The sequence below is a fragment of the Pseudomonas syringae genome (genome assembly GCF_002157375.1).
GTDB classification, from domain to species: domain Bacteria; phylum Pseudomonadota; class Gammaproteobacteria; order Pseudomonadales; family Pseudomonadaceae; genus Aquipseudomonas; species Aquipseudomonas syringae_T.
In genome coordinates this window covers 17,346-31,887 of record NZ_MTSA01000031.1, presented here as the reverse complement: position 1 = coordinate 31,887, position 14,542 = coordinate 17,346, and the positions used below count along the sequence as shown (strand labels likewise).

The window sequence follows — 14,542 nt, the reverse complement described above, 5'->3', positions numbered from 1 at the left end:
CTTCGCTTGTCGGTTCAGACGGGCTTTCTGTGGGAGCGGACTTGTCCGCGAAGACAGTGGTTCAGACGATGCATCTTCGGAGAATGTAATGGCCTCTTCGCGGACAAGTCCGGTCCCACAAGGGCTTGCTTATAACGTCCGCGAAGATGGTAGTTCAGACGGGCTTCCACAAGGGCTTGCTTAATAACGCTGAGCGTTCTGCATACACTTTTTACGACTACCGGGAAACCCAAACCATGAGCCTCGCACCTCTCGCTCGCGAAGAATACGAAGTCACGCTGGAGCCTTTCACACAGGAAGACCTGGCCCGAGAACTGCCTTTGGCACAGCGCATCTGGCAGCTGGGCTGGGTGCGCAAGAGCGTGATCATGATCGCCCTGGCGGTGATCTGGGAGCTCGCCGCGCGGCTGCAGAACAACGACCTGTTGCTGCCAAGCTTTCTGCAGACGGCCGCCGCCTTTTATGACGGGCTGATCTCCGGCGAGCTGCCGGACAAGGTGTGGATTTCCCTGACCGTGCTGATTCAGGGCTACCTGATCGGCATCGTTCTGGCGTTCGGCTTGACCACACTGGCCGTGTCCACCCAGCTGGGCCGCGACCTGCTCGGCACCCTGACCGCCATGTTCAACCCGCTGCCGGCCATTGCGCTGCTGCCGTTGGCATTGCTGTGGTTCGGGCTGGGGCAGAACAGCCTGATCTTCGTGCTGGTGCATTCGGTGCTTTGGGCGCTGGCGCTCAATACCTACGCGGGTTTTCTGGGCGTTTCGGAAACCCAGCGCATGGCCGGGCGCAACTATGGCCTCAAGGGTTTGCGCTTTGTCTGGCACATCCTGATTCCCGCCGCGCTGCCCTCGATTCTCGCGGGCCTGAAAATCGGCTGGGCCTTCGCCTGGCGCACCCTGATCGCCGCCGAGCTGGTGTTTGGCGCGTCTTCAGGCAAGGGCGGGCTGGGCTGGTACATCTTCCAGAATCGTAATGAGCTGTATACCGACAAAGTCTTTGCAGGGCTGGCGGCGGTGATCCTCATCGGCCTGCTGGTCGAAAACCTGCTGTTCGCCAACATCGAGCGGCTGACCGTCAAGCGCTGGGGCATGCAGCGTTGAAACGCTGTCTTCTTTTGAATCATCAGGGTGAGAACCACATGGCAACTTCATTTCAACGTCCGGCGCTGACAGCACTGGCGGCGACACTCGGCCTGTTTGGCGCTCTGCTCAGCGGTGGCGCACAGGCCGAGGGCAAGATCAGCATTGCTCAGCAATTCGGTATCGGTTACCTGATTCTCGACGTGGTGCGTGATCAGAAACTGATCGAGAAACACGGCAAGGAACAGGGCCTGGACATCAAGGTCGACTGGAACAGCATCTCTGGCGCCACCGCGATGAACGAAGCGCTGCTGGCCGGTGCGCTGGACGTGGTGTCGGCAGGCGTGCCGCCGATGCTGACCATCTGGGACCGCACCAAGGGCAAGCAGAACGTCAAGGCCATTGCTTCGCTGGGCTCGATGCCCAACTACCTGCTGACCAACAACCCCAACGTCAAGACCATCAAGGACTTCACCGACAAGGACCGCATTGCTGTGCCCGCCGCGGGCGTGGGCTTCCAGTCACGCACTTTGCAGATCGAGACCGCCAAGCTGTTCGGTAACGACCAATACAAGAAATTCGACAACATCTCGGTCAGCCTCGCGCACCCGGATGCCACCGCAGCCCTGATCGCAGGCGGCTCGGAAATCAACTCGCACTTCTCCAGCCCGCCGTTCCAGTACCAGGCACTGGAAAATCCCAACGTCCACAAGGTGCTCAGTTCCTATGACGTGCTGGGCGGGCAGGCGACGTTCAATGTGCTGTACACCACTGAAAAATTCCACGACGAAAACCCCAAGACCTACAAAGCGTTTTATGACGCATTGGCCGAGGCCGAGAAGATCATCAAGGCCGACAAACCGGCTGCCGCGCAGACCTATATTCGCGTAGAACAGTCAAAACTGCCGTTGCCGCTGGTAGAGAAAATCGTCTCCGACCCAGAAATCGACTTCACCATCACCCCGCAGCGCACCTTCATCTACGCCGAGAAGCTGCATGAGCTGGGCGTGTTGAAAAACAAGGCGGCGAGCTGGAAGGATTACTTCTTCGAAGAAGCACAGGGTACTGAGGGCAGTTGATCGGTGTGACGGTGACGCGGAGCGTCACGAACGGCATTCCCACGCAGAGCGTGCGGAACGAGAGGTACCACAACTCTCGTGCCCATGCTCCGCGTGGGCATGCCGTTCTGGACGCTCTGCGTCCTCCCCTGCATGCCGCTTTAACAGAAATCAGGTTACTTCCGCTCACGAAAAACCTGTTTTGCAGGACCTTTCCTTCAGTCCTTTCCCTATCTTAAGTACGAACTTTCCTAGAAAATCCTGAGCCCTTGCGCGTGTCAATTCCGGGCTCTAGGCTGCGACGGTCACTGAGTTTTCAGTGATCGGGTTTAGCAGCCTGTCCAGATGACACACAGCGTAATTACCGCTTCATGGCGGCTTTGCGTGGGGCACTTTCGAGTGCGCCGGGTCTGTGTTCTCTACCGGTCTGCTAACCCGCGTCAAAGTCGCCACCTTTGTTTGTTTAGCAGCAGACGTCCGGTGGTCCTGATTGCAGAGGCACACATGATGATCAACTCGACTCCCTCCCCACCCACCCCGTCTTCACTTGAAGACTCTCTGATCCACATCAGCGACATACTGCGTTGTGCGGCCGCCACGGCCTATGAAACCGGTGACAGCCTTAACGGCCCGAAACGTGATCTGGCGTTCTCGGTCGTTCATTTGATCAACATGGCCAAGACCGAACTCGAACATTCACTGGCGTGCGTCCAGAACGCGTGACTGTTTCGGCGAAACCTATCAACTCTACGAGTAGCCGATGCCTCTGTGACGATTCATCGTGAGACTCCGTGAAGCATGCCTCGCTTTGCACATCGCACCCGGTTGCTCGTCATGCCCAAGCAGATAAGCATGTGTCAATACCGCTATGACGCGCTGGATCGCCTCGCGACCCGCACGTCGCTCGCGAGGGCTATCGCGGATGCGTCCCGACAGCCCGGCGCGCTGCCCGGTTTCAATGGCGAGCTGATTGATTCCGTCACGGGTCACTACCTGCTGGGCAATGGTTACCGCGCTTACAACCCCATACTGATGCGTTTCAACAGCCCCGACAGCCTCAGTCCGTTTGGCAAGGGAGGCATGAACGCCTATGCGTATTGCGCAGGTGATCCGATCAATCGATCTGATCCGACAGGGCATGGCTTTCTTGAGGATCTGGAATCTTCCCTTTATATCGGTGCCGCTGTTCTGGGCGGCTTTGTGGGACTGTTGGCGGCCCGTTCATCGATAAGCGCCGTACTCAAAGGTGTCAAGAACAAGCCTCCGGTTGCCGCCAGCACTCATTCTTTTTTTAAAGCAACTGCGACCCGAAGACCGGCGAGTACATCGGAAAAGATCTCGGCCGTCACAGGCGTGACTGGGCTGATTGCCACGGTGGCATGGGCTGCCTCCTTCGCGCTGACAAAAGCTGACCCTGATTCACCGGCAATCCACCCACTGAGGATTGCCGCTATCGTGATTGCCTACCCGACGGCCGCACTGCGTGGCTGGTCAGTTGCTCGTTCCATACGGGAAGCGCAGGTCAAGAAGGCCATACCTGTTCTTACTTCGCAGAAACCTTTAACCGAGCTTTCGAACATTCGAGATTCACCTTCCAGCTCCTGAACATTCGCTATTTTTACCCGTAGACCCTCACCTGGAATCCGCTCAGGCCTGAACCAGGTCCAACCTCCATCATCAGGGATTGATCATGCCTATTCTTTGCAAATACTCCTACGACCCACTGGATCGCGTGTCCTCGCTGACGCCGCTGGCTCAGGCCGTTGCCAGACGGTTTTACAACGGCGAACGACTGATGACCGAGTTGCAGGGTGGCACGCAACGGACGTTTTTCCAGGCGGGCGGCCACCTCCTGGCTCAGCAACATCTCGGCAGTGACGGAGTGGCGACCACCCTGATCGCCGGCGACCGGCACAACAGCGTGCTGCACGCGAGTGGCGCCGGACGACAGGCTGACATCGCCTACTCGCCGTACGGCCATCATGACGCAGCCCAGCCGATTGCGGGTTTGCCCGGGTTCAATGGCGAAAAGCCCGACCCGTTCACCGGGCATTATTTGCTGGGTAACGGCTACCGTGCTTACAACCCGGTATTGAGGCGCTTTAACAGCCCGGACAGTTTGAGTCCGTTTGGTGAAGGGGGGGTGAATGCGTACGCGTATGCGCTGAATAACCCAATCAATCAGATTGATCCGACGGGGCATATACCGTTCAGAGTATCTAGCCTTTTGGGACTTGTATTTGGCGTCGGGGGCGGTGCTGCAATCGCTACCTCTATTAGCGTAAAAGAATCCGATTCAACGCTCAGCGACGTACTGATGGCTGTTGGGGTTGTTTCCATGATTCTGGGGGCGGGGATGGCCGCTAAGGCGATATCGAAAGGGGGTGGCTTGAAACAAAGGGCAGCCGTTGATAAAAATGCCTATGTGTCAGAAATGCAAAATCTGAAGAAAAAACATAGTAAGTTTTACTTAAGTGATCTTAATGAAATGTCTGGGCTAAGAAAGCAACTTCAAGGTTTTAAAGCAGAAGTTGAGACATTGACTGATGTGTCAGTCCAGAATGCACCTAATCATAGGTGGGAGGCGAAGGAGTATCTGCTTCCTAAACAGTTCAGGGGGCGATATGCGAACGCAGATAGGGAATTCAGTGTTCTAATAATTTCAGTTAGATCAAATAATAAAGGTCCCGCTGCGTGGAGGACGCGAGCAAAACGCTTGGAAAGGCGCGGTTACCCTCAATAAGGGTTTAATAATCTGAGCCTTGCGAAGCATTTATAGCTTCGATGACATTCTTGCCTGTAAATCTTCTTGCCGCACGGGTTTACGCTGAAATCAGAACTCCATCACAATGATTGATCATGGCTTTTCTTTACAATTACTTTTATGAGCCAGTGGACCGTGTGTCCTCGCTGACGCCACTGGCTCAGACCGTTGCCAGACGGTTCTACAACGGCGAACGACTGATGACCGAGTTGCAGGGCTGCACGTAACGGATGTTTTTCCTGGCGGGCGGCCACCTGTTGGCTCAGCAACATCTCGGCAGTGACGGAGTAGCGACCACTCTGATCGCCGACGACCGGCACAACAAACCCTTTTGTTCAGTGCTCCCCCAATGAACCCTGCCTCTCGCCTACAGTCGCATAGTCACGCTATTCTCTCGCCCTATCGCGCCCGCACCCGGCAGCCGCACAAGGAGTCTGCATGCCCGTTCGTATTTCAAGACTGGTTACGTTCGGTCTGGCCGTTGCCTTGGGGGCGCTGGCGGGCTGCGGCGAGGAAAAACCATCCGCTCCGGAATTGCCTCGGGTTTACGTGCAAACCGTGAAAAGCGCCGATTTCGCCGCCAGCGTGGCGCTGACCGGTGATGTTCAGGCGCGTGTGCAGACCCGCCTTTCGTTCCGGGTCAATGGCAAGATCATTCAGCGCAATGTGGATGTTGGCGACCGCGTGACGGCGCGGCAGGTGCTGGCCCGACTCGATCCAAAAGATTTGCAGATCAACGTCGATTCGGCCGCCGCCTCGGTGGCCGCCGAGCAGGCGCGCGTGAGTCAGGCCAGTGCTGCGTTCGTCCGTCAGGAAAAGCTGCTGCCCAAGGGCTACACCAGCCGCAGTGAATATGACGCCGCGCAGGCGGCCTTGCGCGGTAGCCAAAGTTCGTTGAAAGCGGCGCAGGCGCAGCTGGCCAATGCCCGCGAGCAGTTGAGCTACACCGCGCTGGTTGCCGATGCACCCGGTGTGATCACGGCGCGTCAGGCCGAGGTCGGGCAAGTGGTGCAGGCTACCGTGCCGATTTTCGACCTGGCACGGGACGGTGATCGCGATGCGGTGTTCAACGTATACGAGTCATTGTTTGTGCAGCCACCGACGGATCAGCCCGTGCAGGTCACGTTGCTTGATAACCCGGCGATCACAGTCAGCGGCAAGGTGCGTGAAGTGACCCCGGCGGTTTCGGCGCAGACCGGAACGTTGCAGGTCAAGGTCGCGCTGGACCCGCTGCCGGAAGGCATGGACCTGGGGTCGGTGGTCAGTGTGGCGCTCAGCGCGCCGGCCAATGCCAGTGTCGAGCTGCCGTGGTCGGCGCTGACCAAGGACCTTGGCGAGCACTTGGGCAAGCCTGCCGTGTGGGTGGTGGATGAGCAGGGCAAGGCCAGCCTGCGCAAGGTGACCGTCACGCGTTACCTGACCTCCAAAGTCATCATCGGCGACGGGCTCAAGAGTGGGGAAAAAGTCGTGATCGCTGGTGGACAGTTATTGCACCCGGATATCCAGGTTGAAATCGCCGAGCAGCCTCAACAGCAGAATGCGCAGGTGCAGCCATGAAACGTCTGTCATGCCTGTTGCTGAGCGGTCTCGTGTTGAGCGGCTGCGGCAAGAACGAAGCGCCACCCGAACCGATCAGGCCGGTGGTGTTTGTTGAGGTCCGGCCTGAATCGATGCAGGATTTCGGCCGCTTTGCCGGCAACATTCAGGCGCGCTACCAGAGCGTGCTGGGTTTTCGAGTGCCGGGACGTATCGCCCGGCGTAACGTGGACGTTGGCAGCGAAGTGAAGAAAGGCGACTTGCTCGCCACCCTCGACCCGACCGACCAGCAAAATAACGTGCGCGGTCGCCAGGGGGATCTGGCCAATGTTCAGGCCCAGTGGATCAACGCTCAGGCCAATGCCCGCCGTCAGCAGGAACTGTTCGACCGCGGCGTCGGTGCCCAGGCGCAACTGGACATCGCGCAGACCGACCTGAAAACCGCACGTTCGTCGCTGGAGCAGGCCAAGGCCGCCGAACAGCAGGCTCGCGACCAGTTGAGCTACAGCGAACTGCGCAGCGATCACGATGCAGTGGTCACCGAGTGGAAGGTCGAAGCCGGGCAGGTGGTCACCGCCGGTCAGGAAGTGGTGACACTGGCGCGTCCTGATATCAAGGAAGCCGTGATCGACATGCCTGCCGCACTGGCCGATCAACTGCCCGACGACGTGGTGTTCACCGTTGCCAGCCAGTTGAACCCTGAGGTGAACACCACGGCGATCATTCGCGAAATCGAACCTCAGGCTGACCGCACGACGCGCACTCGCCGTGCGCGGCTATCGCTGACGGACACGCCGCCAGCGTTCCGGCTTGGCACCGCGATCAGCGTGACGCTCAGCTCGACCATCACGCCGCGCATGCGCCTGCCGATCAACGCGTTGCAGGACGTCGATGGCAAGCGCCGCATCTGGGTCATCGATTCTCAGAGCCAGACGGTAAACCCCAGGGACGTGAATATCATCAGCCGTGACAGCGACAGCTTTGTGCTGACTGACGGCGTCAAAGCGGGTGAAAAAGTGGTCAGTGCGGGCGTCAACAGCCTCAAGCCGGGTCAGAAAGTCAAAGTCGATAAGGAAAGCCCGCGATGAAAGGGAATTTCAATCTGTCCGAATGGGCCATCAAACATCAGTCGTTTGTCTGGTACCTGATGTTTGTCGCGCTGTTGATGGGCGTGTTTTCCTACATGAAGCTTGGGCGCGAGGAAGACCCGTCCTTCACCATCAAGACCATGATCATCCAGACCCGCTGGCCAGGCGCGACGGTGGACGAGACCCTCGAGCAGGTGACTGACCGCATCGAGAAGAAGCTTGAAGAGCTGGACTCGCTGGACTACGTGAAGAGCTATACCCGACCGGGCGAGTCCACGGTCTTCGTTTACCTGCGTGACACCACCAACGCCAAGGCGATACCCGGGATCTGGTATCAGGTGCGCAAGAAGGTCGATGACATCCGTGGCCAGTTCCCGCAGGGGCTGCAAGGCCCTTCGTTCAACGACGAGTTCGGCGATGTGTACGGTTCGATCTACGCGTTTACCGCAGACGGCTTTTCGATGCGTCAGCTGCGTGATTATGTCGAGAAGGTTCGCGCCGACATCCGCGAGGTGCCCGGTCTGGGCAAGGTCGAGATGGTCGGCCAGCAAGATGAAGTGCTGTACCTGAATTTCTCCACGCGCAAACTTGCGGCGTTGGGCATCGATCAGAGCCAGGTGGTGCAAAGCCTGCAATCGCAGAATGCCGTGACGCCTGCCGGGGTGATCGAGGCAGGGCCGGAACGGATCTCCGTACGCACGTCTGGCCAGTTTGCTTCCGAGAAGGATCTGGCTGCGGTCAACTTGCGGATCAACGACCGTTTTTACCGGCTGAGCGATATCGCCGACATTACTCGCGGTTACACCGACCCGCCCAAACCGCTGTTCCGCTACAACGGCAAACCGGCCATCGGCCTGTCTATCGCCATGCGCAAGGGCGGCAACATCCAGGCGTTCGGCAAGGCGCTGCACGAGCGCATGGACGCCACGACCGCCGAGCTGCCGGTGGGCGTCGGCGTACACAAGGTTTCCGACCAGGCGGAGGTGGTGAACAAGGCCGTGGGCGGCTTCACCAGCGCGTTGTTCGAGGCGGTGATTATCGTGCTGTTGGTCAGCTTCGTCAGCCTCGGGTTTCGCGCGGGGCTGGTGGTCGCGTGCTCTATTCCGCTGGTGTTGGCGATGGTGTTTGTGTTCATGGAATACAGCGGCATCACCATGCAGCGGATTTCCCTCGGTGCCCTGATCATCGCCCTCGGCCTGTTGGTGGATGACGCCATGATCACCGTGGAGATGATGGTCACACGGCTGGAAATGGGGGAAACCAAGGAGCAGGCCGCCACTTACGCCTACACCTCGACAGCGTTCCCGATGCTCACCGGTACGCTGGTGACCGTGGCAGGCTTTGTGCCGATTGGTCTGAACAACAGCTCGGCGGGGGAGTACACCTTTACGCTGTTTGCCGTGATTGCCGTGGCGATGCTGGTGTCGTGGGTGGTTGCCGTGCTATTTGCGCCGGTGATCGGCGTGCATATTCTGAGCGCCAACATCAAGCCGAAATCCGAAGAACCGGGCCGCGTAGGCCGGGCATTCAACGGCAGCATGCTCTGGGCCATGCGCCATCGCTGGCTGGCGATTGCCATCACGGTAGGGTTGTTCGCCGCGTCGCTGTTCTCCATGCAGTTCGTCCAGAACCAGTTCTTCCCGTCTTCGGACCGGCCGGAAATTCTTGTCGACCTGAACCTGCCGCAAAACGCCTCGATCAACGAGACGCGCAAGGTGGTTGACCGTTTTGAAGCGAGCCTCAAGGACGACCCGGACATCGAGCGCTGGAGCACTTACATCGGGCAGGGTGCGGTGCGCTTCTACCTGCCACTGGACCAGCAACTGGAAAACCCGTTCTATGCACAGTTGGTGATTGTCAGCAAAGGCCTGGAAGAGCGCACCGCCCTGACGGCGCGCCTGCAGAAGCGTTTGCGTGAAGACTACGTGGGCATCGGCTCTTACGTGCAGGCACTGGAAATGGGGCCGCCGGTAGGGCGTCCGCTGCAGTATCGCGTCAGCGGCGAGAACATCGACAAAGTCCGCCAGCACGCTATCGAACTGGCCACCCTGCTGGATCACAACCCGCATGTTGGCGAAGTGATCTACGACTGGAACGAGCCGGGCAAGGTCCTGCGCATCGACATCAATCAGGACAAGGCCAGGCAACTGGGGCTGTCGTCCGAGGACGTCGCCAGACTGATGAACAGCGTGGTCAGCGGCTCTACCGTGACGCAGGTGCGTGATGACATCTACCTGATCAACGTGGTCGGGCGTGCTGAAGACGCCGAGCGTGGTACGCCGGAAACCCTGCAAAACCTGCAGATCGTGACCCCGACCGGAACCTCTATTCCGCTGCTGGCGTTTGCCACCGTTGGCTACGAGCTTGAGCAGCCGCTGGTCTGGCGACGTGATCGCAAGCCGACCATTACCGTGAAAGGCTCGGTTCGGGACGAGATTCAGCCGACCGATCTGGTCAATGAACTGAAGCCGGAAATCGACAAATTTGCAGCCGGCCTGCCGGTGGGCTACAAGGTCGCGACCGGTGGCACGGTTGAGGAAAGCAGCAAGGCACAAGGGCCGATTGCCAGTGTTGCGCCGCTGATGCTGTTCCTTATGGCAACGTTCCTGATGATCCAGCTGCACAGCGTGCAGAAGATGTTCCTGGTGGCCAGTGTCGCGCCGCTGGGGTTGATCGGCGTGGTGCTGGCGCTGATCCCGACGGGTACGCCGCTGGGGTTTGTCGCGATTCTCGGGGTGCTGGCGCTGATTGGCATCATCATCCGCAACTCGGTGATTTTGGTGACCCAGATCGATGCCTATGAGAAGAGTGGTTACCTGCCATGGGACGCCGTGGTCGAAGCCACCGAACACCGCCGCCGTCCGATTCTGCTGACCGCTGCGGCTGCCAGCCTGGGCATGATTCCCATCGCAAGGGAAGTGTTCTGGGGGCCGATGGCCTACGCCATGATCGGCGGCATCATCATCGCCACGTTGCTGACCTTGCTGTTCCTGCCCGCGCTGTACGTGGCCTGGTATCGCATCAAGGAACCGACCGATGAACAGCGTCGTGACGCTTCGGACCAGGGTGACGACAAGCAGGTGCCCGCGCATTGAGTCATACGTGCCCTGCCACCTCTGACAGGTAGCAGGGCGGTCGATGCGATAATCAGTCGGCCAGCGTCAGGCTGAAATTAGCGAACCGCACAGGGCCGAACATTGAGGCGCTTGTTCTGCCTGAACGCGAGAAGCTTGAGGTGTCTGCCGGGGCCGACATGGTCAAGAAGCAGTTCTTGAGCTTTTCTTGGAAATCGAAGTCGCCAGAATAGTAGACCCATTCATCAGTTGCCAAACTGACGACCTGCGTCAGATTCATCGTACCTTCTGCGTTATAGCCTCCCACGACCACAACGAAGAACGCGTCGAAGAGCTTTGCGCTATGCACGCCGAACTCGAGATGCAGGCGCGTGCCCGGAAGCTCAGTAATCGATTGACTGACCGTCACGCCAGTATTCAGCTTGATGCTTTGGCCTCCGCCCCCCATGGGCATGGGCTTGAAGTCTGGCTCAAAGCCTACCGGTGCTTTCCAGTGCTCAAGGTTGTCGCTGAAGTCGCCGTTTTTTAAATACTCGGTCGCCATGATCATTTCCTTTGATCGATTCGAATGAATTCCATTGCCAGCCGTCAGCGCAGACCGCTGTGAATCCATCCTATGGCGCGTGCGCTTCTGGCGATACTGTCAGAACTGACAGCGCACGGGTTTCACAATACCGGGGGCGTTACGGACGCCGCCAGACACTCGCCAGCCACGGCTGTTGCTCTCTGGGCAGTCCGGCGGGACGGTAGTAGTGCTCCAGTTCGGTAAACCCGGCGTCGGTCAGCAATGCTCGCCATGACTCAAGATCGTGATACGCGCCATAGCGTTCGCCTTTCCAGCCTTCCTGATTCTGTCCGCGCGGGTTCGAACTGAACAGCACGCCGCCCGGTTTCAGCGTGGCGTGCAACTGGCGCAGTACGCGTGGCAGTTCCTGCTTCGGAATATGAAACAGCACTGCGTTGGCGAAGATGCCGTCAAATCGCTCTGGCGGCAGATCGAGTTCGAGGAAGTTCTGCTGCAACACGTCGCAACCGGTTTCGGCACGGGCCATCTCGGCGAAGCGTTCGGAACCGTCTAGACCGACCGCCACATGGCCCATCGCAGTGAAGGTTTTCAGGTCACGGCCCGGTCCGCAGCCGAAATCCAGAATCTGCCACGGCGCCGGTCCTTCGATATGGCGCAGCAGCGCGTCGATGTTCTGGCTGACGTCGTGGTCCCGTGTGCCTTCGCGGAAGTCATCGGCCACGCGGTTGTAATTGCCAGGGGTGGCGGAGGGGATCTGGGTGAGGGTCTGAGGATCGAGTTTCATCAAGGCGGTCCGGCAAAGGAAGACCGCCAATATACCTCAGGGTCGGCTGATCAGCGCCTGTCGAAACGGCGGGCCAGCCGGTCACCGCCCAGTTGCACCAGGGCCACGACGGCCACCAGCAGCACGATCACGGTCAGCATCACCTGCGTGTCGAAACGCTGATAACCGTAACGATAGGCAATGTCGCCCAGCCCGCCCGCACCAATCGCGCCCGCCATCGCCGACGAGTTGATCATGGTCACCAGGGTAATCGTAAAGCCGCCGACGATGCCGGGCCGCGCTTCTGGCAGCAGCACATGCCAGATGATGTGCCAGCGTCGACAGCCCATCGCCTGCGCAGCCTCGACCAGCCCGTGATCGACCTCGCGCAGGCTGACTTCGGCGATGCGCGCGAAGAACGGCGTTGCGGCAATGGTCAATGGTACGACCGCCGCCCACACCCCGTACGTGGTGCCGACGATCATCCGGGTGAACGGGATCAGGGCGACCATCAGGATCAGAAAGGGAATCGAACGGAACAGGTTCACGAAGCCGCCCAGCACCCGGTTGATGCCCGGTGCTTCGTAGATACCGCCTTTGGAGCTGGTGACCAGAATCACCGCCAGCGGGATGCCCAGCAGCAGCGCGATCAATGACGACACACCGACCATCAGAAACGTGTCGAGGGTCCCTTGCAGCAAGCGATCAACCCACATAACCCAATACCTCCACGCGTGGCGCCAGTTTCCGGGCGCGTGCCAGCAGTTCTTCGCGGGTGTGCGGCGAGCCGGCAATCAACAGAATCAGGTGCCCGATGGCGCGGTCCTGAATACGTTCGATCCCGCCTTGCAGCAGTTGCACCTTGCCGCCCAGCGTCGCAAACAGCGCAGCCAGGTCCGGCCCCTCGTTGCTGATTCCGGTGAAATGCACGTCCAGCAAAATGGCCGCGTCGGGCCGCTGCGGCTGTTCGCTCAGGCGCTCGGCCCATTCCTTTGGCAACCCGAGTTGCAGCGGCGCGAGCAAGGTCTTGCTGACCTCGTGCTGCGGGTCGCCAAACACCTGCCAGACCGGCCCCTGCTCGACGATTCGGCCTTGCTCCAGCACCACGACGCGGTGGCAGATATCGCGGATCACCGCCATTTCATGGGTGATCAGCACAATGGTCAGGCCCAGGCGCTGGTTGATCTCGCGCAGCAGGCCGAGAATCGACTGGGTGGTCTCCGGGTCCAGCGCAGACGTGGCTTCGTCGCACAGCAGAATCGCCGGGTCGTGTACCAACGCGCGGGCGATGCCGACACGCTGCTTCTGCCCGCCGGACAGTTGCGCCGGATACGCCTTGTGCTTGTCCTGCAAACCCACCAGCTCCAGCAACTGCGCCACCTTTAGCGCGCGTTGTTCCTTGGGCACGCCGGCGACCTTGAGCGGCAGCTCGACGTTCTGCCACACGGTCTTGGCCGACATCAGGTTGAAGTGCTGGAAAATCATGCCGATGTGTCGGCGCAGCGCCACCAGCGTGTCTTCGTTGAAGTCGCCGATGTCCGCCTGATCAACCAACACCCGCCCGCTGCTGGGCTGTTCCAGGCGGTTGATGGTGCGGATCAGCGACGATTTTCCGGCACCGCTGCGGCCGATAATGCCGAAGATCTCGCCGCGCTGGACGGTCAGGTCGATAGCGCTCAGCGCTTCAACGGGGCCTTGTTTGCCTTGATAGGTCTTGCCCAGATTGATGAAGCGGACGTGGGCGCGGTTCAACTCCGGGTGCAGCTCGGTCTGTTGCGCCACATGACCTGCGACTGTGCTGTCGAGTTGCCGTTGTGCGGTGGCGGTCATTCTTTCCACCCTACCTGATAGAGCTTGCCGTTGACCTTGTCCAGCGCAGCACGGACCACCGGCGAATGCTGATAGATGTCGACGAACTTCGCCAGACGCGGGTCGGCCTTGTGGTCAGGCTTGATCACGAACTGAATCACGTATTCCGGGTGGTCCATGCCGTCGAACAGAATCGCCGAGTCGGCAGGGAAGGTTTTGGCCAGGCGGATGTAGGCAGGGTAGCCCTGCACCAGATCGGCATCGTCGTAGGCGCGCACCAGTTGCACGGCCTCGACCTGAATGAGCTTGAGCTTTTTCGGGTTGGCCGTGATGTCTTCTTCGGTGGCCTTGTAGCCAACGCCCGGTTTGAGGGTGATCAGCCCGGCCTTGGCCAGCAGCTGCAGGCCGCGCCCGCTATTGATCGGGTCATTGGCGATGGCCACGGTGGCACCGGTGGGCAGCTCATCGAAGCTTTTGTACTTTTTCGAATACAGCCCGACGTTATTGATGATCCCCGGCGCGTAGGGCACCAGCCCGAACCCGGCAGCTTCGTTGGCATTGGTCAGAAACGGAATGTGCTGAAAGTAATTCACGTCGATATCGCCCGCCGCGAGGCTGACGTTGGGCGCGATCCAGTCGGTGAACTCCACCAGTTCCACGTTCAGGCCTTGCTTGCCGGCTTCTTCGACTGCGGCCTCCAGCGGTATGGCAAATGCTGCGGTGGTGCCGACTTTCAACGGCGCGTCGGCAGCGTGAGCGGTCAGGGTCAACAGGCCGAGGGCCAGTGCAGCGAGGGTTTTGGTCATGATGCGGTCCTTTTAAAAATCCCTAAGTCTCGTTCC

14 protein-coding genes are annotated in these 14,542 nt (G+C 59.5%); 9 read left to right on the top strand and 5 right to left on the bottom strand.

The annotated features are described in order from the left end of the window. Window positions 1-236: 236 nt before the first annotated feature. From BW686_RS25280 to BW686_RS25245, 9 genes are all read left to right on the top strand, one after another. Entirely contained in the window at window positions 237-1,103 is an 867-nt protein-coding gene (locus tag BW686_RS25280) for an ABC transporter permease (protein WP_084920771.1), read from the top strand. A 38-nt stretch (window positions 1,104-1,141) separates the two neighbouring features. Continuing rightward, window positions 1,142-2,161, top strand: coding sequence for an ABC transporter substrate-binding protein (locus tag BW686_RS25275; RefSeq protein WP_084920768.1), 1,020 nt, complete (start codon window positions 1,142-1,144; stop codon window positions 2,159-2,161). A 486-nt stretch (window positions 2,162-2,647) separates the two neighbouring features. Next, window positions 2,648-2,863, top strand: coding sequence for a DUF6124 family protein (locus BW686_RS25270; protein WP_084920779.1), 216 nt, complete (start codon window positions 2,648-2,650; stop codon window positions 2,861-2,863). Between the two features lie 111 nt (window positions 2,864-2,974). After that, window positions 2,975-3,745, top strand: a complete 771-nt coding sequence (locus tag BW686_RS25265; RefSeq protein WP_084920776.1) for an RHS repeat-associated core domain-containing protein — start codon at window positions 2,975-2,977, stop codon at window positions 3,743-3,745. An 85-nt stretch (window positions 3,746-3,830) separates the two neighbouring features. Next, window positions 3,831-4,883 (top strand): RHS repeat-associated core domain-containing protein, encoded by a 1,053-nt coding sequence (locus BW686_RS27270; RefSeq protein ID WP_084920766.1) that lies wholly within the window; start codon window positions 3,831-3,833, stop codon window positions 4,881-4,883. A gap of 116 nt (window positions 4,884-4,999) precedes the next feature. After that, the gene (locus BW686_RS27635; RefSeq protein WP_373271072.1) at window positions 5,000-5,131 is read left to right on the top strand and encodes a hypothetical protein; all 132 of its coding nucleotides are present in this window, start codon (window positions 5,000-5,002) and stop codon (window positions 5,129-5,131) included. Window positions 5,132-5,342: 211 nt separating this feature from the next. Beyond that, window positions 5,343-6,461: an efflux RND transporter periplasmic adaptor subunit gene (locus tag BW686_RS25255; RefSeq protein ID WP_084920764.1), complete on the top strand. Its 1,119-nt coding sequence runs from the start codon at window positions 5,343-5,345 to the stop codon at window positions 6,459-6,461. After that, a complete protein-coding gene (locus BW686_RS25250; protein WP_084920762.1) occupies window positions 6,458-7,528 on the top strand; it encodes an efflux RND transporter periplasmic adaptor subunit in 1,071 nt (356 codons plus the stop codon). The genes BW686_RS25255 and BW686_RS25250 overlap by 4 nt, the downstream gene beginning before the upstream one ends. Then, a complete protein-coding gene (locus BW686_RS25245) occupies window positions 7,525-10,623 on the top strand; it encodes an efflux RND transporter permease subunit (protein WP_084920759.1) in 3,099 nt (1,032 codons plus the stop codon). The genes BW686_RS25250 and BW686_RS25245 overlap by 4 nt, the downstream gene beginning before the upstream one ends. 52 nt (window positions 10,624-10,675) lie before the next feature. Here BW686_RS25245 and BW686_RS25240 read toward each other — a convergent pair whose 3' ends face one another. From BW686_RS25240 to BW686_RS25220, 5 genes are all read right to left on the bottom strand, one after another. Continuing rightward, window positions 10,676-11,146 (bottom strand): hypothetical protein, encoded by a 471-nt coding sequence (locus tag BW686_RS25240; RefSeq protein ID WP_084920756.1) that lies wholly within the window; start codon window positions 11,144-11,146, stop codon window positions 10,676-10,678. Between the two features lie 139 nt (window positions 11,147-11,285). After that, entirely contained in the window at window positions 11,286-11,912 is a 627-nt protein-coding gene (locus BW686_RS25235) for a class I SAM-dependent methyltransferase (protein ID WP_084920754.1), read from the bottom strand. A 50-nt stretch (window positions 11,913-11,962) separates the two neighbouring features. Then, complete coding sequence (locus tag BW686_RS25230; protein ID WP_084920751.1) at window positions 11,963-12,607, bottom strand: methionine ABC transporter permease; 645 nt, start codon at window positions 12,605-12,607, stop codon at window positions 11,963-11,965. Beyond that, a complete protein-coding gene (locus tag BW686_RS25225) occupies window positions 12,597-13,721 on the bottom strand; it encodes a methionine ABC transporter ATP-binding protein (protein ID WP_084920748.1) in 1,125 nt (374 codons plus the stop codon). The genes BW686_RS25230 and BW686_RS25225 overlap by 11 nt, the downstream gene beginning before the upstream one ends. Beyond that, window positions 13,718-14,506, bottom strand: coding sequence for a MetQ/NlpA family ABC transporter substrate-binding protein (locus BW686_RS25220; RefSeq protein WP_084920746.1), 789 nt, complete (start codon window positions 14,504-14,506; stop codon window positions 13,718-13,720). The genes BW686_RS25225 and BW686_RS25220 overlap by 4 nt, the downstream gene beginning before the upstream one ends. Window positions 14,507-14,542: the final 36 nt, after the last annotated feature.

Excerpts from the sequence above, each read along its gene's own strand:
- BW686_RS25280 (WP_084920771.1), top strand. The coding sequence starts at position 237 with ATGAGCCTCGCACCTCTCGCTCGCGAAGAATACGAAGTCACGCTGGAG.
- BW686_RS25275 (WP_084920768.1), top strand. The coding sequence starts at position 1,142 with ATGGCAACTTCATTTCAACGTCCGGCGCTGACAGCACTGGCGGCGACA.
- BW686_RS25270 (WP_084920779.1), top strand. The coding sequence starts at position 2,648 with ATGATCAACTCGACTCCCTCCCCACCCACCCCGTCTTCACTTGAAGAC.
- BW686_RS25265 (WP_084920776.1), top strand. The coding sequence starts at position 2,975 with ATGCCCAAGCAGATAAGCATGTGTCAATACCGCTATGACGCGCTGGAT.
- BW686_RS27270 (WP_084920766.1), top strand. The coding sequence starts at position 3,831 with ATGCCTATTCTTTGCAAATACTCCTACGACCCACTGGATCGCGTGTCC.
- BW686_RS27635 (WP_373271072.1), top strand. The coding sequence starts at position 5,000 with ATGGCTTTTCTTTACAATTACTTTTATGAGCCAGTGGACCGTGTGTCC.
- BW686_RS25255 (WP_084920764.1), top strand. The coding sequence starts at position 5,343 with ATGCCCGTTCGTATTTCAAGACTGGTTACGTTCGGTCTGGCCGTTGCC.
- BW686_RS25250 (WP_084920762.1), top strand. The coding sequence starts at position 6,458 with ATGAAACGTCTGTCATGCCTGTTGCTGAGCGGTCTCGTGTTGAGCGGC.
- BW686_RS25245 (WP_084920759.1), top strand. The coding sequence starts at position 7,525 with ATGAAAGGGAATTTCAATCTGTCCGAATGGGCCATCAAACATCAGTCG.
- BW686_RS25240 (WP_084920756.1), bottom strand. The coding sequence starts at position 11,146 with ATGGCGACCGAGTATTTAAAAAACGGCGACTTCAGCGACAACCTTGAG.
- BW686_RS25235 (WP_084920754.1), bottom strand. The coding sequence starts at position 11,912 with ATGAAACTCGATCCTCAGACCCTCACCCAGATCCCCTCCGCCACCCCT.
- BW686_RS25230 (WP_084920751.1), bottom strand. The coding sequence starts at position 12,607 with ATGTGGGTTGATCGCTTGCTGCAAGGGACCCTCGACACGTTTCTGATG.
- BW686_RS25225 (WP_084920748.1), bottom strand. The coding sequence starts at position 13,721 with ATGACCGCCACCGCACAACGGCAACTCGACAGCACAGTCGCAGGTCAT.
- BW686_RS25220 (WP_084920746.1), bottom strand. The coding sequence starts at position 14,506 with ATGACCAAAACCCTCGCTGCACTGGCCCTCGGCCTGTTGACCCTGACC.